We start from the raw sequence: 25,585 nt of genomic DNA, 5'->3' as shown, positions 1-25,585 counted from the left end.
ATAACCGATTTTCATCGCCTTTTATCTGCTATACCGTCATATCATGAAGCATACTCTTCCCTTTACACTGACTCAGGTGAAAGTGCATAGTCGCTCATCGGCACACACGAGCAGAACAGGTTACGGTCGCCGTAAACGTCGTCCAGACGCTTCACGCTCGGCCAGTATTTGTGTTCGCTGCCTGCTGGGAAGACCGCCAGCTCGCGGCTGTACGGATGCGCCCAGTCGGCTACCAGCTCCGCCTGCGTGTGCGGCGCGTTGACTAGCGGATTGTCATCCAGCGGCCATTCGCCCTGCGCGACGCGGTTGATTTCAGCACGGATCGCCAGCATCGCGTCAACAAAGCGATCGATCTCTACCTGACTCTCCGATTCCGTTGGTTCTACCATCAGCGTGCCCGCTACCGGGAACGACATGGTCGGTGCATGGAAACCGTAGTCGATCAGGCGCTTGGCGATATCCATCTCGCTGATACCCGTACTCTCTTTAAGCGGACGAATATCCAGAATGCACTCGTGCGCCACGCGACCGTCACGGCCGGTGTAGAGCACCGGATACGCCTGCTGCAAGCGCGTCGCGATGTAGTTGGCGTTCAGGATCGCCATCTGGCTAGCCTGTTTTAGCCCTTCCGCGCCCCTCATGCGGATGTACATCCAGCTAATCGGCAGAATAGACGCACTGCCGAACGGTGCAGCAGAGACCGCGCCTTGTTCCGTCAGCACTCCCTCGATTTTTACCACCTGATGACCCGGTACAAACGGTGCCAGATGCGCTTTCACGCCAATCGGCCCCATGCCCGGCCCGCCGCCGCCGTGTGGAATACAGAAAGTTTTATGCAGGTTCAGGTGCGAGACGTCTGCACCAATGTAGCCCGGCGTCGTGATGCCAACCTGCGCATTCATGTTCGCACCGTCCAGATACACCTGACCGCCGTATTGATGCACGATCTGGCACACTTCGCGGATCGTCTCTTCATAGACGCCGTGAGTGGATGGATAGGTCACCATGATGCAGGAAAGCTGTTCGCCCGCCGCCTGCGCTTTCTCACGCAGATCGTGCAGATCGATATTGCCCTGCTTGTCACAGGCGACTACTACCACGTCCATCCCCGCCATCTGCGCCGATGCCGGGTTCGTTCCGTGGGCGGAGCTAGGAATCAGACAAAGATTACGGCCAGCTTCATTGCGGCTTTCATGATAGCGACGGATCGCCAGCAGCCCCGCATATTCACCCTGCGCGCCTGAGTTGGGCTGCATGCAAATCGCGTCATAGCCCGTCAGTTGCACCAGCCAGCCCGATAGCTGTTCGATCATCTGACGATAGCCCAGCGCCTGTTCCGTCGGACAGAATGGATGCAGCTCGGCAAATTCCGGCCAGGTAATCGGCAACATTTCCGCCGCTGCGTTGAGCTTCATGGTGCAAGAACCGAGCGGGATCATCGCCTGATTCAGCGCCAGATCTTTACGCGCCAGACGGTGCAGGTAGCGCATCATCTCGGTTTCGCTGTGATAGCGGTTGAACACCGGATGCGACAGAATCGCGTCGTGGCGCACCAGCCCAGCAGGGATCGTTGCCGCTTTCTGGCCGATGGCCGCATCAAGCGCATCGATATCCAACCCGTGATCGTCGCCTAACAGCACGGCAAACAGCGCCAGCACATCTTCACGCGTGGTCGCTTCATCCAGCGTGATGCCTACCGCACTCGCCAGATCGCTGCGCAAGTTGATGCCAAAACTTAATGCCCGGCTCAGCACCGCGTCTTTGTCCGCGACTTCGATAGTCAGCGTGTCGAACCAGCTGCGATGACGCAGCAGCAGTCCGCCCTGTGTTAATCCCGCCGCCAGAATATCGGTCAGACGGTGGATGCGTCCTGCGATACGTTTGAGCCCTTCCGGCCCGTGGAATACCGCGTACATCCCCGCAATGTTGGCCAGCAACACCTGCGAGGTACAAATATTGGAGTTCGCCTTCTCGCGGCGAATGTGTTGTTCACGCGTCTGCATCGCCATGCGCAGCGCGGTATTACCTGTCGCATCGCGCGACACGCCGATAATACGTCCCGGCATGGCACGTTTATGTTCATCACGGCAGGCGAAGAACGCCGCGTGTGGCCCACCGTAGCCCATCGGTACGCCAAAGCGCTGTGCGGAGCCGAAGACGATATCCGCGCCCTGCTTGCCCGGCGCAGTCAGCAATACCAGCGCCATGATGTCCGACGCCACGCAGCTGACGACCTTTCGTGCTTTCAGTGCGGCCATCAGGTCGCTGTAATCATGCAGTTCGCCCGTTGTCCCTGCCTGTTGCAGCAGAACACCGAACACTGCATCGTCTTTCAACGCTTCTTCAACTTTACCGATGACAATTTCAAAACCGAAAGTTTCTGCACGGGTACGCACCACGTCCAGCGTTTGCGGATGCACGTCGTCGGCGACGAAGAAACGTTCGGCCTGTTTGAGTTTGCTGATGCGCTTAGCCATCGCCATCGCTTCCGCCGCAGCGGTCGCTTCATCCAGCAGCGACGCGGAGGCCAAATCCAGACCGGTTAAATCCTGTGTGACCTGCTGGAAATTCAGCAGCGCCTCAAGACGCCCCTGAGAGACTTCCGGCTGATACGGCGTATAGGCGGTGTACCAGCCTGGATTTTCCAGCACGTTGCGTAAAATCACTGGCGGCATCAGCACCGCGCTGTAGCCCATGCCGATGTAGCTTTTATAACATTGATTGCGTCCTGCAATGGCCTTCAGCTCAGCTAACGCTTCATGTTCCGTCACCGCCTCTCCCACCGCTGGCGGGCTGGGCAATTGAATGTCCACCGGGACAATCTGGCGGATCAGCGCATCCAGCGACGTCGCGCCGACCACCGACAGCATGTGCTGCTGTTGGCTGACGGAAGGACCGATATGGCGCTCGATAAACGCGCCGTCATGTTCGAGTTGACTGAGTGTCTGGGTCATTACAGTAATTTCCTGCATTAATCGTGCTTGCATCAATCGTGATCGCTGCCGCGCTGAAAGATGACGCGGGCGAATAAAACAAAACGCCCCCGGTTCAGCAAAACCGGGAGCGCGATAACTACTCGTCTTCTTCTAGCGACGCCTGATAGCCTTCTGCATCAAGCAGTTCGTCCAAATCAGACTCATCAGAAATTCTGATGCGGAACAGCCAACCATCAGTATAAGGCGCGCTGTTGACCAGCTCTGGGGAGCCTTCCAGATCTTCGTTAACTTCCACGATCTCACCGCTGATGGGCGCATAAATATCCGACGCCGCTTTTACCGACTCTACCACCGCACAGTCATCGCCTGCGGCGACGACTGTGCCCACTTCCGGCAAATCGATAAAGACCATGTCACCCAGAAGCTCTTGCGCGTGTTCGGTAATGCCCACGCTGTAGACACCGTTGCCCTCGTGCAGCACCCATTCGTGCGACGTGGTGTATTTTAATTCTACTGGTACGTTGCTCATTGCATCCCCTTTCCTAAAGTCGTTAATCCCGTGCGCTACCCGTCATACTTCAAGCTGCATGTGCGTTGGCAATACTCGGCTCATCGCTGAGCCTCGCCCTGACGGGCCGCCGCAAGCGGCGTTCAAATTGGCTAAGCCAATTTGTCCTCGCTCACCCCAGTCACTTACTTGTGTAAGCTCCCGGGGATTCACTGTGTCGCCGCCTTCCTGCAACCTGAATTATTTAGGGTATGACATAAGAAGTTATTCAATACTGAACGATGGCTTTTCCGGCGCGGACAAAGCCGGGTTTGGTCACGTGGACAGGCAGTTCGCGGTGACGAATCTGCACAATCGCCTGCTCACCAATCCCCACCGGAACACGCGCCAGCGCGATGCTCACGCCAAGCGTCGGCGAGAACGATCCGCTGGTGATGACCCCTTCTCGCATCACACCATCACTATCAGTAAAGCGCACAGGTAAATCATTGCGCAATACGCCTTTTTCCGTCAGCACTAAACCAACCAGTTGATCGGTCCCTTTTTCACGCTGATGCGTTAATGCCTCACGCCCGATAAACTCGCGATCCTCCGGCTGCCAGGCGATTGTCCAGCCCATATTGGCCGCCAGCGGCGAAATGCCTTCATCCATATCCTGACCGTACAGGTTCATCCCCGCTTCCAGCCGCAGCGTATCGCGTGCGCCCAGTCCGCATGGCTTCACGCCAACAGCCAGCAGTTGTTGCCAGAAATCGACCACCTGCTCATTCGGCAGCGCGATTTCATAACCGGCTTCGCCCGTATAACCTGTTGTGGCAACGAAGAAGTCGCCCGCCTGCTTGCCAAAAAATGGCTTCATGCTGGCGACAGCAGCCACGTCTGCATCACTCAGGCCTTTTGCCTTCAGGATTTCTTGCACTTTTTCCTGCGCCTGCGGACCTTGCACCGCAACCAGCGCCAGATCGTCGCGCTCACGGATTTCAACCCCGAACGGTGCAGCGTGCTGCTCGATCCAGGCGAGATCTTTTTCACGGGTCGCGGAGTTCACGACCAGACGGAAATTGTCTTCCGTGAGAAAATAAACGATCAGATCGTCGATGACGCCGCCGGAGGCATTCAACATGCCGCTATAAAGCGCTTTGCCCAGCTGTGTGAGTTTGGCGACATCATTCGCCAGCAGATAGCGCAGGAATTCACGCGTTCTCACGCCGTGCAAATCGACGATGGTCATGTGGGAGACATCAAAAATGCCGGCTTCCCGACGCACAATGTGGTGCTCATCCAGTTGAGAGCCGTAATGCAGCGGCATCATCCAGCCGTGAAAATCCACCATTTTGGCGCCATCGGCCAAATGTTGTTGGTACAACGGGGTCTGCTTTGCCATTCTTCATCCCTCTTCAGCGCATGGCGTTCAGGCGATAAAACACACTGCGCAAACGATATCTTATGACTGAACTTACCACCGACGCGCAGGTTAAACCACTCTCTTAGGCATAAGATAAATTATATAGAAGACAAAGAAAGTCGAGCCGCCCACAAAAAACAAAGCAGCGTAATATTCTTAATAAATGACAAAAATAAGCACGTAATTTATTTAAATCAGAGAAAACCACAAATTAATGACATTAAAACTGGCTAACGCAGGCATTGACACCCAACTGAAAACGCCGTCCGGATTAGATAATATAATGATAAAAACAAACCTAAATTAGATTTTTTCAATCAAAAACCAACAACGACTCCCAACCTGACTCCCTCCTCACTTGCATTCTGTGAACCGCTTCTCAGGCGTCTTTACCTCAGTGCCAACGAACAAGATGACATGGCACCTGACGGAAGGCGCTGATAACCGATTTATCCCACACTAATAGCAAGGAATTGCGCAGCATGTATTTTTCGCTTTATCAAAATCAAACGTGATTAGGAGATAGATGATGGCTAACAGAATGATCCTTAACGAAACGTCCTACTTTGGCACGGGCGCGATTGCGCACATCGTCGATGAAGTGAAGCGACGGGGGTTCAAAAAAGCGCTGCTAGTGACGGACAAGGACTTGGTAAAATTTGGCGTCGCGACCAACGTCACGGCGAAGCTGGATGCAGCAGGCTTACCCTACGATATCTACGATGAGGTGATTCCCAACCCAACTATCGCCGTGGTGGAAAAGGGCGTCGAACGCTTCAAGGCATCGCAGGCCGATTACCTGATCGCGGTTGGCGGAGGCTCACCGCAGGATACCTGCAAGGCTATCGGGATTATTATCAATAACCCTGAATTCGCCGATGTCCGCAGTCTGGAAGGCGTTGCGGCCACCCGACGCCCTGCCGTCCCGATTATCGCGATCCCGACCACCTCCGGCACGGCCGCAGAAGTTACTATCAACTACGTCATCACGGATGAAGAAAAACGCCGCAAATTCGTGTGCGTCGATCCGCATGATATTCCGATTGTCGCCATCGTCGATCCCGACATGATGATGAGCATGCCTGCCTCGCTGAAAGCCGCTACGGGGATTGACGCCCTGACGCACGCCATTGAAGGCTTCACCACTAAAGCTGCCTGGGAGCTGACCGATACGCTACACCTGAAGGCCATTGAAATTATCAGCCGTTCACTGCGCGATTCCGTCGCCGGGAAACCAAAAGGCGTGGAAGAGATGGCGCTGGGGCAATACATCGCTGGCATGGGGTTCTCGAACGTCGGGCTTGGGCTGGTACACGGTATGGCGCACCCGCTTGGCGCGTTTTACAACACGCCACACGGCGTTGCTAACGCGATCCTGTTGCCGCATATCATGGCCTACAACGCCGATTATACTGGTGAAAAATTCCGAGACATCGCCGTGGCAATGGGGGTAAAAGGCGCAGCAGAGATGCCGATTACTCAAGCGCGGGAAGCCGCAATTAACGCCGTGAGGCAGCTTTCCCACGATGTAGATATTCCACCGAGACTGCGCAATGTTGGGGTAAGAGAAAAAGATATTCCCGCACTGGCACAGGCCGCCTTTGATGACATTTGTACCGGCGGCAACCCGCGCGATACGAATATCGATGAGATTAACGCGCTGTATCAGTCGATTTATTAACGCGTTATAACAAGGCTCTGTTTTGTGCCCGCAATCGTTATTACGCGGGCACAAATAAGCGGGCAAAAAATTTATACAAACTAAATCAGCACGCTAATATTTAGATTCTTCATCAACCAGTGGTTATCAGAATAATCAACGGGGATCGCAATCACAGCGGGGCCGTCAACATCCATTGCCTGACGGAGTTTGCTGACCAGTTCATCAGCTGACTCCACCGCAAACCCTTTCGCACCAAACGCTTCCGCATACGCTTTGAAATCTATCAGCCCGAACGCCACACCTGCCGGACGATGGTATTTGTGCACTTGCTGGATTTCCACCATGTTGTAGCCGTTATCCACCCAGATGATGTGCAAGAGATTGCTTTTCAGGCGTACCGCTGTTTCCAGCTCCATACTGGACTGCATAAACCCGCCGTCACCGGAAACAGACACCACTTTTTTGCCGGGCTGCACCAGCGATGCGGCAATTGCCCACGGTAGCGCAACCCCCATCGTCTGCTGTCCGTTGGTCATTAGAATCTGTCGCGCCCGGAAGCTATACAGGTAACGCGCCAGCCAGATATGGAAACTCCCCATATCCACACACAGCGTGACATCCTCGTTCACAATATCCTGCATCGCCCGCACCAGCCGCAAAGGGTGGATCGCAAATCCTGCCATGTTGATAGCGCGCGTACTAAGATCGTGGCGCTGACGTTGGCGATCCTGTAACACTGCCTGCGTGCCAGAAGACAAGATAAACGGTTCGCTGATACAGGTGTTCAGCGCATCCACCGTCATCGCAATATTCCCTAGCAGTTCGATATCAGGGCGATAGGCACTGTCGATCTCCGCTCGCAGTACATCGATGTGAATCAGCGTTGCCTTGCCGTTGTTCCACAAAACCGGATCGTACTCAATCGGGCTGTAGCCCACGGTGACAATCACGTCCGCCTGTTGCAACAGCTTATCACCGGCCTGATTGTTGAATAACCCGACACGTCCGGCAAAGTGATCGAACTGTTGCTGATCGATCACACCAGCAGCCTGATACGTGCTGGTAACTGGTAGTTGGCTATGGTGCAGAAAACGACGCAGTGCCTGTGCATTTTCCTGCTGGCTGGCCATTAATCCGAGCAGCAATACCGGATTTTTAGCCTGCCGCAGCCGCTTGGCCGCTTCGGCAATGTCACTCTGCGGTGCGCCGTTTAATAGCGGCAAGTTCGGACAGGCCAATACCGGGCTAATAACCGGTTCATTGACGATATCCTGCGGCAGGCTGACAAACGCCGCCCCGGGACGCCCACTTTCCGCCGCCCGGAAAGCATTCGCTAACACTTCCGATATGGCGGAGGAAGCCGTGACCTCCGCACTAAATTTACTGACCGGCTGAAACAGACTGACGGTGTCCAGACTCTGGTGCGTCAACTTGAGCTTATCTGCCCGCTTAACCGCCCCGCCCAGCGCCACAACGGCATCTCCCTCTGCGGTCGCCGTTGCCAGCCCAGTCACTAAATTTGAACAGCCGGGGCCGGATGTCACCAGCGTCACCCCCGCTTTCCCTGTGAGACGACCTATCGCCGCCGCCATAAACGCCCCGTTTGCCTCATGGCGTACTGGGATCGTTTGAATCGTCGAGTCTTCCAGCTCATCAAACACGCGATCGATTTTTGCGCCGGGAATACCAAAAATATGCTTCACGCCCTGCGCTTCCAGGTGTTTTACAATCAGCTCGGCTCCGCTACTCCAGCTTTGCTGTTCGGTGGACTTTTCCATGACATGACTCCGATGAAATGACTAGCTCTCTACTGACTGGATTACGCTATTGAGATTTTCTGATGACAGATCGGCATTGAGAAACTCCCGATCCTGAGGCAGGTCGATAATCAATTTGGCAATCACACCAAATGTCAGCGTGCCGTTTTCAACGTCATAATTCAGAATATGGCCGCCGCCTTGGCGATCGTCAGTAATGAAATGTTCGTGGTAACCCGCGACATTAATTCCCTGAGTATAAGCTGGGCTGCGAAACCCAATAACACTGCCGTTACGGTGTTCAAAATGAAACGTCGGCTGTCCTTCAACAGCTTCCTGCATCGGTTTATAAGGCCGACACTGCCGGGGGACGGTACGCGTTTCAACACAGCGAAAATTCCCATCAACCCGTAACGCACAGAACAAATTATCTGTTCCCACAATCTCATCGATCTGACGGTGCACTTCTTCACGCGAGGTCCAGCGATCAAAACGGATCGTTTCCGTCGGGCGAAAGAACGTCATGACCGCAAACGGCGTTTTTTGATCCGGCTTCGCCGCTCGTGCGCTACCGTCGGATAACAGTTGGAAAATCTGGCTATTCAGCGCAATCAGTTCCCCATCCAAACTATTAAAAGTTCCTAATCCAAAATCGCCATGCTCCAGCAATTCAGCCATCGTTCGACGGCCTTCATAGACGCCATTTATTAGCCCACTCATTAATGAGGTCTGATAAATAACGCTGTCTGCATGCTGTTTATGGAAATCATAAGCATACTTAACAAAGGCTTCCTCACAGGATTCCTCACCAATACTCGTTTTCATACATTCCTTCTTCCTGCACCAATTACTTAAACGTTACTAATATTTAGATAAAGATTGACGCGGAAGAGAACAAAATTCCAATATGCAATAAAGGTCATTTCAAGATCGGAAACATATGGAGTTACGTAAATGGAGCTACGTTATCTGCGCTATTTTGTCGCCGTTGCCCAAGCAAAGCATTTCACGCGTGCAGCAGAAAATCTGGGGATGTCACAACCGCCCCTCAGCCAGCAGATCAAGAAATTCGAGCAGGAGATCGGCACACCGCTGTTCAAGCGCCTGACGCGCGGCGTAGAAATGACGGAAGCGGGACAAGCGCTGTATGAAGATGCACGTCAGATTTTGCAGTTGACCGATTCGGCAATCGCGCGGACAAGAAGCATTGCGCGAGGTGAGAAAGGTAGCCTGAACGTGGGGTTTTCGCCGTCGGCCATGTTCCACCCGACCGTGCTTGCGCTGCTGCATCGTTACTGTCAGCAGCATCCACACGTTCAGCCGCTGCCAAAGGAGGAAAATCCGGCTGCGCTCATCACGGCGCTGCAAGAACGCAATATCGACATCGCATTTCTGCGCCTACCCTGCGATCTCAGTGATGATATTAACGGGGAAATTTTGGCCGAAGAGCCGATGAAGCTGGTGTTACCCGCAGGACACGCGCTTAGCCATAAAGCACAGGTTTCACTCAGCGAACTGCGTCAGGAGCCACTGATTATTTTCCCGCGCGAGGTATGCCCGGGGCTGCACGATATGATTATCCGCACCTGCTATCTGTCAGGCTATGGCCCCAGACCCAGTCCATTTGCTCCGCAGTTAACGGCCACCATCGGGATGGTCGCCGCAGGGTTCGGCATCACGCTTGTGCCGGAATCTCTCGCCTGTATTAAGGCAGATAATGTGACCTATCATGATATTGGCATGCCCGAAATCCATACACAAATTGCGGCTATCTGGCGTAAACATGAACGATCTGCCGCTATCGTGAATATGATCCACCTGATACGCCAGCATTTAAGCACTCAACATCCCGATTAACGCGCCTAGGTAGAAAATTCCAACAATCTGCTCGTCAAAAAGCTAGTAATTGATATAAATTCTTATATGATATTAGTTATCATTATCATTTTTGACGGATGGAAAAATGCTGACAGCAATGATCACAGCCTGCGGGCTATGGGGTGTGAGTTGGTGTATGGGGAAGCATCTGTCTAGTGCGTGGGGCGTGCTGCTGCCTTGCGCTATCATGCCGCTATTGGCGCTGCTCAACCTAAACCTGACGCATTTAAAAGTGATTATCGCCATCGCCCTGCTGGCGACGCTTGTCATGCTGTTCCATCAACGCTTACGCCACTATTTACTACTGCCATCCTGCATTGCGCTGGCTGGCGGTTTGGCGGCGCTGTCCGTCACGTTTAATCTAACGACGCTGTAAATGTATGTTGATCAGTAAATGGATCAATAAACGAGGGATAGTACACAAGCCCAGAATGGTAAATATCGCAAGAAAACGACATAGCCAGAAACGGGATAAGAGAGAATAAATAGGGAAGAAAATCAGGGGAGCACAGAGGGAATCTGTGGTGCGAAGAGAGGGACTTGAACCCTCACGTCCGTAAGGACACTAACACCTGAAGCTAGCGCGTCTACCAATTCCGCCACCTTCGCACTGAGAACGTTGTTTGTCTTATACAATAAATCTATCACGACATGGTGCGAAGAGAGGGACTTGAACCCTCACGTCCGTAAGAACACTAACACCTGAAGCTAGCGCGTCTACCAATTCCGCCACCTTCGCAACTCTGTCATGCAATTTTTTACTACGTGATATTGATTTACTACTTCGGTTCGACAAACCAGAACCGCTGTAGTGATGTTGGTGCGAAGAGAGGGACTTGAACCCTCACGTCCGTAAGAACACTAACACCTGAAGCTAGCGCGTCTACCAATTCCGCCACCTTCGCAACACTGCTTTACGCAATATCACTACGGGGGCGAATTCTAGAGGTTTTCGCGTTCACGTCAATGATTATTTCCTCTGGAATGCGGGGTTTGCTGCAAAAATCACCATCTCGCTGCGGCGTTGCGCGTAAAGAGCTCATCGAGCCATTCTATAAACACCCGAATCCGTGGCGCGAGAAAACGACCGGGCGCATACATCACGTAAAGTGGCATCGCAGGCGGCGGCATTTCCGGCAGGATCTCCACCAGTTCCCCACTTTCCAGAAACGGGCGTAGGCCGCGACGCGGTGCCTGAATAATCCCCAGCCCGGCACGCGCGCTGGCGATGTAGGCATCAGTGCCGTTAACCTGCAACGCACCGGGCAACATACGTGTAATGCACTCATCGCCTGACATGAATTCCAGCGGATAACGGTGTTCGGTACGCAAAGAGAAATAGCCGACCATCTGATGCCCCGACAGCTCATCAAGCGAACGCGGCACGCCGTATCGCGCCAGATAGCCGGCCGACGCACAGGTCATCTGCGGCATTGATGGCAGATGGCGGGTCGCCAGCGTTTCGTCGTCCGTCTGCCAGGCGCGCAGCACACAATCGACGCCTTCACGCAGCACGTTAATCGCCGCATCGTTGGCACTCAGCATCAGCGTCACCTGCGGATAGCGCGCGTAGAACTCGCCCAGCGCCGGAACGACGATCTCCCGCGCCAGCGAGTGCGGCATATCCACCCGCACTTTACCCACCGGCTGCTGCTTTTGCTGCGTGAACAGCGTGTCTATCTCTTCAATTTCCGCGAGCAATTGCAGGCAGCGTTCATAATAAACGCGCCCTTCATCGGTGATCTGCACCTGACGGGTCGTGCGTTGCAGCAAACGAACCCCCAGCCGAGCTTCAAGCTGTTTGATGGTGTTGCTCACCGTCGCGCGTGGCAACGTCAGTCGCTCCGCCGCGCGGCTGAAGCTGCCCAGCTCGACAATACGCACAAAAACCCGCATCGCCTGAATGTGATCCATCGCCGCCACCATTGTTGGTTATTTTTGAATAGTGTTGCATAAAAAGCGGTATTTATCTTTGTTGGATAAACAACCAGACTGCTTTCACTGCCAACGAGATGAGGAAGATGACAATGCAACAACGCAAATTAGGCGCGAACGGCCCGCAGGTTTCGGCTATTGGGCTAGGCTGCATGGGAATGAGTGATTTCTACTCCACCGCGCAGGATGAAAAAGAATCCATTGCCACGTTGCATCGCGCACTGGAACTGGGCGTCACGCTGCTGGATACCGCCGATATGTATGGCCCCCACACCAACGAGCTGCTGCTCGGCAAATCGATAAAAGGCAAGCGTGAGCAGGTCTTTCTGGCGACCAAATTCGGCATTGTACGCGACCCGGCAAACCCCAACGCACGCGGCGTCTGCGGTAAACCAGACTACATCCGCCGCGCGGTGGAAGGCAGCCTGACGCGACTCGGTACGGACGTTATCGATCTTTACTATCAGCACCGCATCGATCCAACCGTTCCCATTGAAGAGACGGTCGGCACGCTGGCTGAACTGGTTCAGGAAGGCAAGATTCGCTACATCGGCCTGAGTGAAGCCTCCGTCACCACGTTGGAACGTGCGCATCGCGTGCACCCTATTACGGCGTTACAGAGCGAATACTCACTGTGGACCCGCGATATGGAGGCCGAGATTCTGCCTGCCTGTGAGCGTCTGGGTATCGGGTTTGTGCCTTACAGCCCATTGGGGCGTGGCTTCCTGACCGGCGCGATTCGCAGCCCAGACGACCTGGCCGCCGACGATTTCCGTCGTACCAATCCACGCTTCTCGGGGGAAAATTTCGGCAAAAATCTGCAATTGGTAGAGAAAATCAACCAACTGGCGCAGGAAAAGCAGGTTACGCCATCACAGCTGGCGCTGGCATGGGTATTGGCACAGGGTGAACATATCGTGCCGATTCCTGGCACTAAACGCCGCCGCTATCTGGAAGAGAACGTCGCGGCACTGGATGTCACGCTGACGAAAGAGGAACTGGCCGCCATTGATGCCATTTTCCCGCCCGATGCCGCAGCAGGTGAACGCTACGGCAAGGAGAGTATGGCAGCACTAAATCAGTAAAGGAAATATCAATAAAGGAAGTATCAGTAAGAACTACCGACGACGGCCTTTAGTGCCTTTGCGCGGCGGGCGGCCCACGATGGCTTGGTATACCTTGAAGCGCCCGGTCTGCGCCAGCACTTCATGGCTACCAAAGGCGGCATCTAACAGCGCTGGATAAGGCAGGAAGGCGTTAGCGACGATGCGCAACTGTCCGCCAATCGATAAATGGGTCACCGCGCCACGAATCAGCATTTCAGCGGCTTGCAGGCTAGTCTGCAAGCCGTCATGGAATGGTGGATTAGACACGATCATATCGAAGCGACCGTCGATGTCTGAATAGACGTTACTCGCAATCACGCTGCCTTCTAACGCATTCGCTGCCAGCGTTGCCTTGCTGGACTCCACCGCGGCGGCGCTAACATCGCTCAGCGTCAGGCGGATTTTCGGCGACTGTTTCGCCAGTACCGATGCCAGCACGCCTGCACCACAGGCGATATCCAGCACTTTGCCTTTCATGTGCGGTTCAAACGTAGACAGCAGCAGTCGGCTACCCGGATCCAGGTCATCACGACTGAAGACGCCCGGAAGCGTTTTGACGGTCACGTCGTCCGTCACATACTCGTCCCACCAATCGTCCAGCGTGAAGCTGGCCTGCTTGTCAATTCGACCGTGGTAAAGCCCACAGCGACGTGCGCTGTCGATTTTTGCCAGCTCAACGAAGTCAGACAGCACGGGTTCAGCACTACGTACGCCGCTGCGGTTTTCCCCAACAACGAAGATTTCCGCACCGACCGGCATCAGGGACAGCAAGTTACGCAGTTGGAATTCTGCTTCCTGTTTGCTCTTCGGCCAGTAATAAATCAGCGTGTCGCTATCCGCCACCAGCACCGCATCCGCAACCAGACCATATTGAGCGTTATCCCCAAGTGGCTTTACCATCTGTTGCCAGTGGTGATATTGGTTGCAATGGACACGCACTGACGCCGCCTCAAATTGCGCGGGCAGGGTATCCTGCAAATCACCGGCAAACAGAACTCGGCGTGAAAGAAATTCGTCACTATGGCGCAGTATGACTTCACTGGCGGGGGTTAATGCGGACATCGGGCTACGGCTCCTTAATCATTGAGCGGGGGATTATATACGCTTCGTCCCCGAAGTTGCAGAGCGGAGAGGAAATAACCGCATCGACGTTGGCGCAGCCTGACGGGGTTTGTTAGCATAGGCACGAATTATTTTCTCGCACGCCAGACAGGATAACGCATGGAATCAAGACGTGACAGGCTGCTACAGCAACTGGGGATTACGCAGTGGACGCTGCGTCGCCCGACAGTGCTGCAAGGCGAAATCGCCGTCAGTCTGCCCGAACAGGTGCGTTTGGTGATCGTCTCCGCCGAGCCGCTGGCCGATGATGAACCGCTGCTGACCGACGTGCTGCACAGTCTGGCGCTCACGCCTGCGCAAGCCTATCGCCTGACGCCACAGCAGATCGAAATGCTGCCCGCCGATGCACGCTGCCACAGCTGGCGGTTGGGCATCACGGAACCCATTGCGCTACAGGGCGTTCAGCTTTCCAGCCCTCTGCTTTCCGAACTTTATCAAAATGCCGACGCCAAACGGGCGCTGTGGCAACAGATCTGTGAACATGAACACGATATCTTCTCTGACGCCAGCTGACCTGGCACAAGCCTTTAAAATTGAACAAGTCAGCCACGCTTTTCCCTGGTCGGAAAAGACGTTTATCAGCAATCAGGGGGAGCGTTATTTCAACCTGAAACTGGAGCATGACGGGCAGCTTGCTGCGTACGCCATCACGCAGGTCGTGCTGGATGAAGCGACATTGTTCAATATCGCGGTGCACCCCGATCATCAGCGCCAAGGGTTGGGCCGCCAGCTATTGGAACACCTAATCGACGAAATGGAGCGACGCGGAATTCTGACGCTGTGGCTGGAAGTCCGCGAGTCAAACGCGCGCGCCATCGCGCTGTATGAAAGTCTGGGATTTAACGAAGTCTCCGTGCGCCGAGATTACTACCCCACGGCACAGGGTCGGGAAGACGCCATTCTCATGGCGCTGCCGCTCGGCTAACACCTTTATCTACGGCACTCGCTACTTGGCGGGTGCCATAATGTGCGCCCCATCCCGCTCTGCCTTTTTTCCTGCCAGAAAAATCCCCGCAACGTGATCGTCATAAATAAAACCTCGTTTCTTTTTTATCACAATGTGATTCCATTTCATGTTTCTGGTTTGCAGGCATGCATGGTTTATCCGTTATCTACGAGGAATAATATGAAAAAATACACTCTGGCTACGACGCTCCTGTGCGGCTTATTCTCTCTTTCCGCTTACGCGGTACAAGTAACGGCGGTGACAGCTTCCGCTTATGATTCAGACAAGGGCCACAAACCTGCCAACATTGCCGATGGCGACGTAAAAACGCGCTGGGCAGCAAATGGTGAGAGTTGGGTTCAGTTAGAACTGGATAAAGAACAGTCGGTTGAGAACTTTGTTCTGGTTCCTTTCAAAGCGGACGAGCGCAAACTGAAATTCTCCGTTTACTACTCCACCGATGGGAAAACCTGGCAAAAACTGGCCGACAATCTGGTGACCTCCAACAATGCCAAAGACGGTGAAAAATTCACCTTCCCTGCCGTTAAAGCGAAATTCTTCAAGCTGGATACGTTTGGCACCGATGTGAACAAATGGAGCGCCATCAACGAGATCAGCTTTAACAGCGCCGCACAGGTTCCGGCTCAGGCCATTAAGTAACACTGTCGGAATCGTCTGGCACTTAGGCCAATCGCTTCTGATGTCGTTGAAAGCACCACGCCCGACGCTACTATCGAGTGTGGTGCATTCCCGCCTTGCATCACCGAGCGTGCTTACTGCCCCTCCCTTTTCCCTCTCCCCATCAGTACCCACATTTTCCTTAGCATTGAAATAAAAATCATTCTCAACTAATATGCGCCTGAAATTTGACCTACTATCGCTCCGTTTCAGGCACCAGACATGTCATCAGCCAATATTGATACCTCAGCAGATCTGCATCAGCTCTATTGTCAGCATCATGGCTGGCTGCAAGGGCTATTGCGCAAACGGCTGGGGAATCTGTGTGATGCGGCCGATCTGGCGCAGGATGTATTTTTACGGCTCTTGCTGAAACCGCGCCAGTTCGACAGCCACGCAGGCGCGAGGGCTTACCTGAGCGTGATGGCGCAAGGCATGTGCGTCGATCTCTGGCGCAAACGGGAAATTGAGCGCGTCTGGCTCACCTCATTAGCCGAACAGCCGGAGCCAGTTGCCCTGTCGGCGGAAGACAGCAATATCATTCTCGAAGCGCTGTATCAGGTCGATGCCATGCTGCGGGCGCTGCCAGAAAAGGTGCGCGCCGCCTTTATCATGGCGCAGGTTCAGGGATTGCCCTATCGGGAAATTGCTACGGCGCTGGGCGTTTCCGAACGTATGGTGAAAAAATACATGGCGCAGGCCATGCTGCACTGTGTGCTGCTGGAAGCGGAGATAGACGCGGACGGTCAGGCCGTTCATTCATGAACAAGCCCAGCTTTATTGCCTTGCAGCAGGCATCGCAATGGTACGCCCAGCTGTGCGATCGGGAACCTGACGACGAGCACTATCACCACTGGCAGCGCTGGATAGACGAAAGCGAGGAACATCGTCAGGCCTGGGAATACGTGCAAACGGTCAGCCAGCGTTTCCAGCCGCTGCGTGGCGACAGTCAACAACCCGCGCTGAATACGCTGCTGCACCAGCCTGCACCGATGACTCGCCGCCGTGCGCTCAAGCTCACCGCCCTGCTCAGCACCGGTTCACTGCTGTCCTGGCTGACTTACCGTCACACGCCGCTAAAAAGCTCACTGCTAGCGATGACGGCCGATCATCACAGCGCCGTTGGGGAAATCAAACCGCTGACCTTACCGGACAACACTCGACTGTGGCTGAACACCACCAGCGCGATTGATATCCGCTACAGCGACCAGCGGCGGGAAATTGCCCTGCTGGCGGGGGATATTCTGATTGATACCGCCGCCGACGCTCGCCCCTTCTTCGTCACCACCGCACAAGGGCGCTTGCAGGCGCTGGGCACACGCTTCAGCGTTGCACAGGAGCCAGACACCACCACGTTGACCGTTTACCAACACGCGGTCGACGTCAGCGCCAAGTACGCCTCCGCCGCACGTCGGGTCAACGCGGGCTATCACCTGAGTTTTAACGCCGACGGTCAGGGGAACATCTCACCCAACCAGCAGAACGATGCAGACTGGTCACACGGCGTGCTCCAGGCAGACAACATGCAGTTGGGGGACGTCGTGGCACTGCTGTCCCGCTATCGCCACGGCTATCTGGCGTGCCAGCCAGCCATCGCGGATTTACGCGTGATGGGCACCTTCCCCCTAACCGACACCGACATGGCACTGAACATGCTGGCGCAGGCCTTCCCGGTCCGCATCCATCGCCGTTTTCCGTGGTGGGTGACCGTCGAGCCGCGCTGAACTCGCCCTCTTTTTCGGATACCACTTTTTTTGGATACCGTTTTTTTGGGAGACAGCCAAAAAATTTTCTCTTTTGAGTTCCCCTTTTTCCACTGTCGTTCGATTCACAGTAAAACCACCAATTTTTACTCTGGGTCAGAAGGCGAATTTTCATGGCATTGATTCCATTTTTCTCTACACAGCGCACACCGTCCAAACTGGCAATTGCCGTTCATCTGCTGCTGTGCGGCGCACCGCTGTTCGTCCATTTCACTGCCATCGCAGCAGAAACGACAGTCGCGGCGGCACCCAAAACCTATTCCATCTCTGCCGGGCCGCTTAACCAGCAGCTAAACCAATTTGCCGCCCAGTCGGGCGTTTATCTGGTCGGCGATGCACAGCTGGCAACCGGAAAAACCGGGCCGTCCCTGCAAGGGAATTACAGCGTCGATGGTGGGTTTTCGGCACTGCTGGCAGGAAGCGGGCTTCAGGTGATTCCGCAGCCTAACGGCGTCTGGCGCTTACAGAGAATACCGCAGGGGGATGAAATGCTGGTCGTAGCGGGCGTCAACCGCCACGGCGTGACTGAAGGCACCCAGTCCTACACCACGCGCAGCATGAACACCGCAACGCAGCTGAATCTGTCGCCGCGAGAAACGCCGCAGTCGGTGAGCGTCGTCACACGCCAGCGGATGGACGATCAGAATATGACCTCGTTGGATGAGGCGATGAAGCAAACCACCGGCATTAACGTGGTCAATCAGAATAGCTATCAGGTGAAATACGAATCGCGTGCTTTCGTGATGGATAATATCAAGGAAGACGGAGTGAACTTCTCCAGCCACAACAGCGTCTCCAACATGGGCGCGGTGCAGGCTTCTAGCGAATCACCCGATCTGGCGATTTATGACCGCGTCGAGATTCTGCGCGGCGCGTCCGGCCTGTCACAAGGCAATGGCGAACCCGGCGGCACCGTTAATCTGGTGCGCAAACAGCCTACCCACAACTTTCAGGCATCCGGCAGCGTTGGCGCGGGCAGTTGGGATAATTACCGCAGCGAGCTCGATGTCTCCGGGCCGCTGAACGACGATGCCAGCCTGCGCGGCCGTCTCGTTGGGGTTTATCAGGATAGACAGAGCTTTAAAGATTACGAGCACAGCGAAAGAAAAGTGCTGTTCGGTACGCTGGCCTACGATCTGACGCCGTCCACCACGGTCACCGGCGGCATCAACTGGCAAAAGACCCGGGGCGTGCCTGATGTATATGGCATCCCGTTCGCCACCAATAAAAGCAGCCTGAATCTGCCGCGATCCACCTATCTGGGCGCAAGCTGGAACCGTATCGAATTTGAAAAAATTAACCCGTTTGTCGAACTGGAGCACCACTTCGATAACGACTGGACGCTGAAAACTGCGCTGAACTATATCCATTCCCGCGCAGACAGCAGCTATATCGGCATCATGAACGGCACAAGCGGCGTCAATACGGCAACAGGAAATTCGTCGCTGAACAATAATCTGCGCTACGACAATAAGGCAGAACAGTGGGGTTACAACCTGAGCCTGAATGGCCCGTTCGAACTGCTGGGACGCAACCATGAACTGGTGGTAGGCGGTGATTATCAGAAAGAGAACTTCGATAACAACCACATCCGCATCAACAACACCAGCACCGTGAATATCTTCAACTGGCAGCCGAATTCGCTGGCAGAACCAGACTGGTCAAATACGAGTCTCTACAGCAATCACTACAACGACCGCTTTAATTTATATCAGCGCGGCGCGTTCGCCACGGCCAGATTCGAGCTGGCGGATGACTGGAAGCTGATTCTGGGTGGCCGCTACAGCGCCTACAGCTACGACGAATATTTCACTAACCATTTCCGCAATACATCCTCACTCAGCAGCCTGCATGCCAGCAATGAATTTGTGCCTTACGGTGGCCTGCTGTGGGACTTCGCCGACAACTACACCTGGTATCTGAGCTACGCCGAGATCTACAAGCCGCAGAGCGAAAAAGACCGCCGCGGTAATCTGCTGCCCGCTATTACCGGCACAAACTATGAAACCGGCGTGAAGGGCGAGTTCTTTGATGGCGATCTGAATACCTCGCTGGCGCTGTTCCGCATTATTCAGGCGAACCGTGCGATGGCGGTCGCGGATAGCTCGGTTTGCCTGATCGGGACAAGCTGCTCCCAAGCTCAAGGCGAAGTACGTAGCCAGGGAGTCGAGTTCGATGTCACGGGCAAACTAGCCGAAGGCTGGCAGATTCAGGCGGGTTATACCCTGACCAACAGTAAATATCTTGAAGGCAGCGCGAGTGAAAGAGCCGCACAGTTCAGCCCCCGCACGCCGAAGCATATGTTCAAGCTCTACACCTCATACAATCTGCCGAGTGAATTGAACCAATGGACGATTGGCGTGGGTATGACGGCACAGACCGAAACGCAAACCTACCCTAATCGGGCTTATGGCCTGCATCAGGGCGGCTACACCCTGTTTAACGCCAATATCCGTTATCAACACAGCAAAAACCTGAGCTTCAATTTGGTGGGTAATAATCTGACAGATAAAACCTACTTCTTAAACCTGAACAACCGCCATCTTAGCGGCAACAACTATTACGGCGATCCGCGTAATTTCATGCTGACCGCGAAGTGGAATTTCTAAGCGAACACGCCTGCCGGCTTCTGCTGGCAGGCCATCGCCCCCTCCATTATGCAAACGCTTAGACGCTTTTATTCACTGGTCGCGCCTTTCTGGCTGACTACACGCGCCACGCTGCTGTGGTTTTTGCTGTTGCTGATTATGAGCCTGACGCTCTCCGTCGTGTGGATCAGCGTGCAGTACAATAACTGGAGTCGGGATTTTTACGACGCGCTGGCCGACTATTTTCAGCACGCATCAGTCTACGATATGGCCGTGCGCTATCTGGCCTATACGCTGCTGTTCGTGCTGGTGATCATCTGCGGCAACTGGCTCAAGAAACAGCTGATTATCCGCTGGCGCGATACCATGACGCAGCAGTATGAGCAGGATTGGCTGCGCCATCACGCCCACTATCAGCTCAACTCAGGGCTGGATAACCCCGATCAGCGTATCGCGGAAGATATTCGCCTGCTGATCGAACAAAGCCTCGAACTCCTGCTTTCGCTGCTGAAAAACACCGCCCGTTTTTTCTCTTTCATCGCCATTCTCTGGCAGCTTTCCGGCGTCCATACCTTCACACTGAGCGGCTACACCATCACGATACACGGCTATCTGGTGTGGATCGCGCTGGTTTACGCCGCAGTAGCCAGCATCGTGACGCACCTGCTGGGGCACCGCCTGCACAAGCTGAACATTGAGCGTCAGCGGACAGAGGCCGACTATCGCGCCACGCTGCTGCGGGTACGGGATAACAGCGAGCAGATTGCGTTTTATCAGGGGAGTGACGCTGAGCAGCAGCGGATGCGGCAGTATTTCCAGCCCATCGTGCAAAACTGGCAGCGCTTAATGGCGCGGGAATTCCGGCTGGAAAGCTTTACGACCAGCTATTTCCGCTTCAGCCTGATTATTCCGGTTTTCGCTACCTTGCCGCTGTTTCTCGCTCGTCAGGTTAGCCTCGGGGCGATTATGCAGGCGCGATCCGCCTTCGGCTATGTGCTGGATGCCTTTGGCTGGTTTATCGATGCCTATCGCCAGCTGGTTCAGTGGTCCTCCACGATTGAACGCCTGTGGGAATTCCAGCACCGCTTACAACAACTGCCAACACCAGACGCTCCGCACCATGAAGGCCATACTCTGCATATCAACGCGCTGTCCGTACCGCGCCCCGATGGTTCGCCGTATTTCGCCCCACTGACGCTCACGCTTCAGGCTGGCGAATGGGCGACGCTTAACGCAGCCAGCGGCACGGGAAAAACCACGCTGCTGCGTGCGTTGGCGGGGCTGTGGCCTGTCTCACAAGGCGAGTGGCATTTCCCGGCGGGCCGCGCGCTGTTTTTGCCGCAAAAGGCCTATTTACCACAGGACACGCTGCGTCAGGTACTGTGTTATCCGCAGGCGCAGTTAGCGGATACTGCACAGCTGGTCGCGGTGCTGGAACAAACCGGGCTGACCGCGCTGATTCCCCGTATGGACGACAAGGCAAACTGGAGTCGGGAGCTATCGGGTGGTGAACAACAGCGCCTGTCGCTCGCGCGTGCGCTACTGCTGCGCCCGACGCTACTTTGTCTGGATGAAGCTACTAGCCAGCTCGATGACGCGGCGGCGCTTCAGTTGCTAGAACACATCAGGATTACGCTGCCACAAACCATTGTCTTGGCCGTCAGCCACCAGCCTGCCGTACAGGCCAGTTTCAGACATCAGGTACGGTTAACACCGCTCGAAGCAGAGAAGAAAGCGCACACAGAGAACCACACAGACGAGCCTTCGGTTGCACCGCCAACGGCGGACAGTCAGCAGGTTGCTTATGGAAAGATGTGAAGGGAAAACAGGAAAAAACAGCCCGGTGCGAACGTCCGGGCTGATGTGAACTTACTCGTTATCACCCAGCAGAACGGATTCCAGCGCGATTTCGATCATTTCATTGAAGGTGTTTTGACGCTCTTCTGACGTAGTCTGTGCACCGGTACGAATGTGGTCAGAAACGGTACAGATGGCCAGCGCTTTCGCACCGAACTCTGCCGCTACGCCGTAGATACCGGCCGCTTCCATTTCCACACCCAGAATGCCGTATTTTTCCATCACGTCGAACATCTGCGGATCTGGCGTGTAGAACAGATCGGCGGAGAAGATGTTACCAACGCGGACAGAAACATCGCGAGCTTTAGCAGCATCAACGGCATTACGCACCATGTCGAAATCGGCAATCGCTGCGTAGTCGTGATCTTTGAAACGCATACGGTTCACTTTGGAATCCGTACAGGCGCCCATACCGATCACCACGTCACGCAGTTGAACATCTTCACGTACCGCGCCGCAGGAACCCACACGGATGATCTTCTTCACGCCGAATTCGGTGATCAGTTCTTTCGCATAGATTGAGCAGGATGGGATACCCATACCGTGACCCATCACCGAAATTTTACGGCCTTTGTAAGTCCCCGTGAACCCTAACATGCCACGCACGTTGTTCACTTCACGGGCATTTTCCAGAAAGGTTTCCGCAATGTACTTAGCACGCAGCGGGTCGCCCGGCATCAGTACAACGTCCGCGAAATCACCCATTTCTGCATTAATATGTGGCGTTGCCATGCGTTTATTCCTTATTAATCAAGTTCACGTAAAAAACGGTGTGTTTTACAGTATCGATTTGCCGTAGTCCATAGGCGACAGGCCAAAGTAGGCCGCGACCGTCTGCCCGATATCGGCGAAAGTTTCACGGTGACCGTATGACCCCGGTTTCACGTTCGGCCCATAGATCAACACCGGTACGTTCTCACGAGTGTGATCGGTGCCGTGCCAGCTCGGGTCACAGCCGTGGTCAGCCGTCAGAATCAGGATGTCGTCCCCCTTCACGCGGGACAGCATTTCTGGCAGGCGGCGGTCAAACAACTCCAGCGCGGCAGCATAGCCCGGAATATCGCGGCGGTGACCGTAGGCGGAATCGAAATCAACAAAGTTGGTAAACACGATGGTGTTGTCGCCTGCGCTATCCATTTCTTTCAGCGTGGCGTCAAACAGCGCATCGATGCCGGTAGCTTTCACTTTCTTCGTGATACCGACCTGCGCGTAGATATCCGCAATCTTACCGACGGAAACCACTTCGCCGCCTTTTTCATCCACCATTTTTTTCAGGATGGTCGGCGCTGGCGGTTCAACGGCCAGATCGTGACGGTTGCCAGTACGCTCGAAATTGCCGGGTTTGTCGCCAATAAACGGACGTGCGATCACGCGCCCGATGTTGTAATCCCCTTCGGTCAGCTCTTCGCGGGCAATTTCACACAGCTCATACAGCTTATCCAAACCGAACGTTTCTTCATGGCAGGCAATCTGGAACACGGAATCCGCAGAGGTGTAGAAAATCGGCTTGCCGGTTTTCATGTGTTCTTCAGCCAGCTGATCCAGAATCACCGTACCGGAAGAGTGGCAGTTGCCCAGATAGCCCGGCAGATTGGCGCGCTTCACCAGTTTATCCAGCAGTTCCTGCGGAAAACTGTTTTCTTCATCTTTAAAATAGCCCCAGTCGAACAGGACAGGCACACCGGCAATTTCCCAGTGGCCCGACGGCGTATCTTTACCCGAGGAGATTTCGCTGGCGTGCGCGTAAGCACCGATGATATCTGCGTTTTCATCCAGCCCTGGCGGGAAGGTTCCCGTTGAGGCCTCAGCGGCTTTACCCAGCCCCAGACGGCTCAGGTTCGGCAAATGCAGTTTGCCACTTCGCCCTTTATCCGCCGTCCCCGCGGCACACGCCTGAGCGATATGGCCCAGCGTATCTGAACCGACATCGCCAAAACGTTCTGCATCAGCACTGCTGCCGATCCCAAACGAGTCGAGAACCATAATATATGCACGTTTCATTCTTTTTCTCCTGCGCAGCTATGCGCTAACGCCCTGCCGAGAGGCAGGGGAAAATCAATTCAAGACGACCACTAACTGGCCCTGTGCGATCACGCTTCTGCGCTCACTCGGCGATAGACCATCGGGGTCTTTTCTGGCGCTGTGTCGCCCAGTTGGATCGCAGCACGAACTTCATTCGCCGCCTGCTGCCACTGCGCTTCCGTATTGGCGTGGATCACCGCCAGCGGGCGCTGCGCATCAACGCGCTCACCCAGACTGATCATGCTATCCAGACCGACGCTGTAATCGATCGTATCCGTGGCCTGACGGCGTCCGCCGCCCAGCGAAACAACAGCCATGCCCAGCGCTCGAGTATCCATCCCAGTTACGATGCCTTCACGCGTCGCGAAGACCGGTTTACTTAATGTCGCTACCGGCAGGTAACGATCGTAGTGTTCGACAAAATCGCCCGGACCACGCTGTGCGGCGACCATGCGACCAAAGACTTCGGCAGCTTTGCCGTTATCCAACACGGCTTGCAGACGTGAATGCGCATCGTCCGCCGAGCTGGCCAGTCCGCCCGCCAGCAGCATCTCGCCACATAGCGCCATAGTAACATCATACAGGCGCGGATTGCGGCTCTCCCCCGTCAGGAAACGCACGGCTTCCCGCACTTCTAGCGCATTACCCGCACTAGAAGCCAACACCTGATTCATGTCTGTCAGCAATGCGCTGGTACGACATCCCGCGTTGTTCGCTACGCCGACAATCGCCTGCGCCAACTGCTCGGACAGTTCATAGGTCGGCATAAACGCTCCCGACCCCACTTTGACGTCCATCACCAGCGCATCCAGCCCTTCAGCCAGTTTCTTTGCCAGAATTGACGCGGTGATCAGCGGGATGGAATCGACCGTGGCGGTAATGTCACGCGTGGCATAAAAGCGTTTATCCGCCGGAGCCAGCGATGAGGTCTGTCCAATGATCGCGACGCCAACCTGCTGGATAATGCGGCGAAAATCTTCATCATTCGGGAAAATATCTAATCCCGGAATCGCTTCGAGCTTATCCAACGTGCCGCCGGTGTGTCCTAAGCCGCGCCCGGAGATCATCGGGACGTAGCCCCCGCAGGCAGCGACCATCGGCCCCAGCATCAGCGAAGTGACATCCCCGACACCGCCGGTAGAGTGTTTGTCCACCAGCGGGCCGTTCAGGTTCAGACTCTTCCAGTCCAGCACCGTGCCGGAGTCACGCATTGCCAGCGTCAGCGCCACGCGCTCGTCCATCGACATGTCGTGAAAATAGATGGTCATCGCCAGCGCTGCTATCTGGCCTTCGGAGACGGTATTGTCACGAATACCGTTGATAAAGAAGCGGATCTCTTCTTCGCTCAGAGCTTTTCCGTCACGCTTCTTACGAATAATTTCTTGAATCAGAAACAAGGTCTGTACTCCTGATGAATTCTG

The 25,585-nt window shown here is 54.8% G+C and carries 21 protein-coding genes and 3 tRNA genes; 11 read left to right on the top strand and 13 right to left on the bottom strand.

Annotation, left to right across the window (positions count from 1 at the left end):
• Nucleotides 1–62: 62 nt before the first annotated feature.
• The 3 genes from gcvP to gcvT all read right to left on the bottom strand — a co-directional run bounded on the left by gcvP (nucleotide 63) and on the right by gcvT (nucleotide 4,828).
• Complete coding sequence (gene gcvP / locus LOZ86_RS04060) at nucleotides 63–2,954, bottom strand: aminomethyl-transferring glycine dehydrogenase (protein WP_230242849.1); 2,892 nt, start codon at nucleotides 2,952–2,954, stop codon at nucleotides 63–65.
• 118 nt (nucleotides 2,955–3,072) lie between these two features.
• Entirely contained in the window at nucleotides 3,073–3,465 is a 393-nt protein-coding gene (gene gcvH / locus LOZ86_RS04055; RefSeq protein ID WP_111778392.1) for a glycine cleavage system protein GcvH, read from the bottom strand.
• A 247-nt stretch (nucleotides 3,466–3,712) separates the two neighbouring features.
• Nucleotides 3,713–4,828 carry a glycine cleavage system aminomethyltransferase GcvT gene (gene gcvT / locus LOZ86_RS04050; RefSeq protein WP_039513448.1) on the bottom strand — a complete coding sequence of 372 codons (1,116 nt, stop codon included), beginning with the start codon at nucleotides 4,826–4,828 and terminating at the stop codon, nucleotides 3,713–3,715.
• A 550-nt stretch (nucleotides 4,829–5,378) separates the two neighbouring features.
• Here gcvT and fucO point away from each other — a divergent pair.
• Entirely contained in the window at nucleotides 5,379–6,530 is a 1,152-nt protein-coding gene (gene fucO, locus LOZ86_RS04045) for a lactaldehyde reductase (RefSeq protein ID WP_039485913.1), read from the top strand.
• Nucleotides 6,531–6,610: 80 nt separating this feature from the next.
• Here the strand turns inward: fucO and alsS are convergent, their stop codons facing one another.
• A complete protein-coding gene (alsS, locus tag LOZ86_RS04040) occupies nucleotides 6,611–8,290 on the bottom strand; it encodes an acetolactate synthase AlsS (protein WP_039485916.1) in 1,680 nt (559 codons plus the stop codon).
• Between the two features lie 21 nt (nucleotides 8,291–8,311).
• Nucleotides 8,312–9,094 carry an acetolactate decarboxylase gene (budA, locus tag LOZ86_RS04035; RefSeq protein ID WP_039485917.1) on the bottom strand — a complete coding sequence of 261 codons (783 nt, stop codon included), beginning with the start codon at nucleotides 9,092–9,094 and terminating at the stop codon, nucleotides 8,312–8,314.
• A gap of 129 nt (nucleotides 9,095–9,223) precedes the next feature.
• Here budA and LOZ86_RS04030 point away from each other — a divergent pair, with 129 nt between their 5' ends.
• The gene (locus LOZ86_RS04030; protein ID WP_039485920.1) at nucleotides 9,224–10,126 is read left to right on the top strand and encodes a LysR family transcriptional regulator; all 903 of its coding nucleotides are present in this window, start codon (nucleotides 9,224–9,226) and stop codon (nucleotides 10,124–10,126) included.
• Between the two features lie 106 nt (nucleotides 10,127–10,232).
• The gene (locus tag LOZ86_RS04025; RefSeq protein WP_029369019.1) at nucleotides 10,233–10,523 is read left to right on the top strand and encodes a DUF1435 domain-containing protein; all 291 of its coding nucleotides are present in this window, start codon (nucleotides 10,233–10,235) and stop codon (nucleotides 10,521–10,523) included.
• 146 nt (nucleotides 10,524–10,669) lie between these two features.
• On the opposite strand, the gene LOZ86_RS04020 is transcribed toward LOZ86_RS04025, so the two are convergent.
• The 4 genes from LOZ86_RS04020 to LOZ86_RS04005 all read right to left on the bottom strand — a co-directional run bounded on the left by LOZ86_RS04020 (nucleotide 10,670) and on the right by LOZ86_RS04005 (nucleotide 12,061).
• Nucleotides 10,670–10,756 (bottom strand) — tRNA-Leu (locus LOZ86_RS04020).
• Nucleotides 10,757–10,799: 43 nt separating this feature from the next.
• Nucleotides 10,800–10,886, bottom strand: a tRNA-Leu gene (locus tag LOZ86_RS04015).
• Nucleotides 10,887–10,965: 79 nt separating this feature from the next.
• Nucleotides 10,966–11,052 (bottom strand) — tRNA-Leu (locus tag LOZ86_RS04010).
• Nucleotides 11,053–11,152: 100 nt separating this feature from the next.
• Nucleotides 11,153–12,061 (bottom strand): LysR family transcriptional regulator, encoded by a 909-nt coding sequence (locus LOZ86_RS04005; protein WP_039485922.1) that lies wholly within the window; start codon nucleotides 12,059–12,061, stop codon nucleotides 11,153–11,155.
• 113 nt (nucleotides 12,062–12,174) lie between these two features.
• Here LOZ86_RS04005 and LOZ86_RS04000 point away from each other — a divergent pair, with 113 nt between their 5' ends.
• Nucleotides 12,175–13,167, top strand: a complete 993-nt coding sequence (locus tag LOZ86_RS04000; protein WP_039485924.1) for an aldo/keto reductase — start codon at nucleotides 12,175–12,177, stop codon at nucleotides 13,165–13,167.
• A gap of 33 nt (nucleotides 13,168–13,200) precedes the next feature.
• Here the strand turns inward: LOZ86_RS04000 and rsmC are convergent, their stop codons facing one another.
• Nucleotides 13,201–14,250 carry a 16S rRNA (guanine(1207)-N(2))-methyltransferase RsmC gene (gene rsmC, locus LOZ86_RS03995; protein WP_039485926.1) on the bottom strand — a complete coding sequence of 350 codons (1,050 nt, stop codon included), beginning with the start codon at nucleotides 14,248–14,250 and terminating at the stop codon, nucleotides 13,201–13,203.
• A 159-nt stretch (nucleotides 14,251–14,409) separates the two neighbouring features.
• On the opposite strand from rsmC, the gene LOZ86_RS03990 reads away from it, so the two are divergent.
• From LOZ86_RS03990 to LOZ86_RS03960, 7 genes are all read left to right on the top strand, one after another.
• Entirely contained in the window at nucleotides 14,410–14,823 is a 414-nt protein-coding gene (locus tag LOZ86_RS03990; protein ID WP_039485928.1) for a DNA polymerase III subunit psi, read from the top strand.
• The gene (gene rimI / locus LOZ86_RS03985) at nucleotides 14,792–15,235 is read left to right on the top strand and encodes a ribosomal protein S18-alanine N-acetyltransferase (protein ID WP_014914153.1); all 444 of its coding nucleotides are present in this window, start codon (nucleotides 14,792–14,794) and stop codon (nucleotides 15,233–15,235) included. Before LOZ86_RS03990 ends, rimI begins: the two co-directional genes overlap by 32 nt.
• 201 nt (nucleotides 15,236–15,436) lie before the next feature.
• Nucleotides 15,437–15,916 carry a discoidin domain-containing protein gene (locus tag LOZ86_RS03980; RefSeq protein ID WP_230242848.1) on the top strand — a complete coding sequence of 160 codons (480 nt, stop codon included), beginning with the start codon at nucleotides 15,437–15,439 and terminating at the stop codon, nucleotides 15,914–15,916.
• 240 nt (nucleotides 15,917–16,156) lie between these two features.
• Nucleotides 16,157–16,699: a sigma-70 family RNA polymerase sigma factor gene (locus tag LOZ86_RS03975; RefSeq protein ID WP_039485930.1), complete on the top strand. Its 543-nt coding sequence runs from the start codon at nucleotides 16,157–16,159 to the stop codon at nucleotides 16,697–16,699.
• Nucleotides 16,696–17,658 carry a FecR domain-containing protein gene (locus tag LOZ86_RS03970; protein ID WP_039485932.1) on the top strand — a complete coding sequence of 321 codons (963 nt, stop codon included), beginning with the start codon at nucleotides 16,696–16,698 and terminating at the stop codon, nucleotides 17,656–17,658. The genes LOZ86_RS03975 and LOZ86_RS03970 overlap by 4 nt, the downstream gene beginning before the upstream one ends.
• A gap of 152 nt (nucleotides 17,659–17,810) precedes the next feature.
• Complete coding sequence (locus tag LOZ86_RS03965) at nucleotides 17,811–20,306, top strand: TonB-dependent siderophore receptor (RefSeq protein ID WP_039485934.1); 2,496 nt, start codon at nucleotides 17,811–17,813, stop codon at nucleotides 20,304–20,306.
• 48 nt (nucleotides 20,307–20,354) lie between these two features.
• Complete coding sequence (locus tag LOZ86_RS03960; protein WP_039485936.1) at nucleotides 20,355–22,103, top strand: ABC transporter ATP-binding protein/permease; 1,749 nt, start codon at nucleotides 20,355–20,357, stop codon at nucleotides 22,101–22,103.
• Nucleotides 22,104–22,154: 51 nt separating this feature from the next.
• Here LOZ86_RS03960 and deoD read toward each other — a convergent pair whose 3' ends face one another.
• The 3 genes from deoD to deoA all read right to left on the bottom strand — a co-directional run bounded on the left by deoD (nucleotide 22,155) and on the right by deoA (nucleotide 25,561).
• Nucleotides 22,155–22,874 carry a purine-nucleoside phosphorylase gene (gene deoD, locus LOZ86_RS03955; RefSeq protein ID WP_039485937.1) on the bottom strand — a complete coding sequence of 240 codons (720 nt, stop codon included), beginning with the start codon at nucleotides 22,872–22,874 and terminating at the stop codon, nucleotides 22,155–22,157.
• Between the two features lie 45 nt (nucleotides 22,875–22,919).
• On the bottom strand, nucleotides 22,920–24,143 hold the full coding sequence (gene deoB, locus LOZ86_RS03950) for a phosphopentomutase (protein ID WP_039485939.1): 1,224 nt from the start codon (nucleotides 24,141–24,143) through the stop codon (nucleotides 22,920–22,922).
• A gap of 89 nt (nucleotides 24,144–24,232) precedes the next feature.
• Nucleotides 24,233–25,561: a thymidine phosphorylase gene (gene deoA / locus LOZ86_RS03945; RefSeq protein ID WP_039470747.1), complete on the bottom strand. Its 1,329-nt coding sequence runs from the start codon at nucleotides 25,559–25,561 to the stop codon at nucleotides 24,233–24,235.
• Nucleotides 25,562–25,585 lie beyond the last annotated feature (24 nt).

The organism is Pectobacterium parvum (assembly GCF_020971565.1).
Taxonomy (GTDB): Bacteria; Pseudomonadota; Gammaproteobacteria; order Enterobacterales; family Enterobacteriaceae; genus Pectobacterium; species Pectobacterium polare.
Note: the sequence above shows the minus strand (reverse complement) of the source record. Positions and strands in the feature narration are given on the sequence as shown.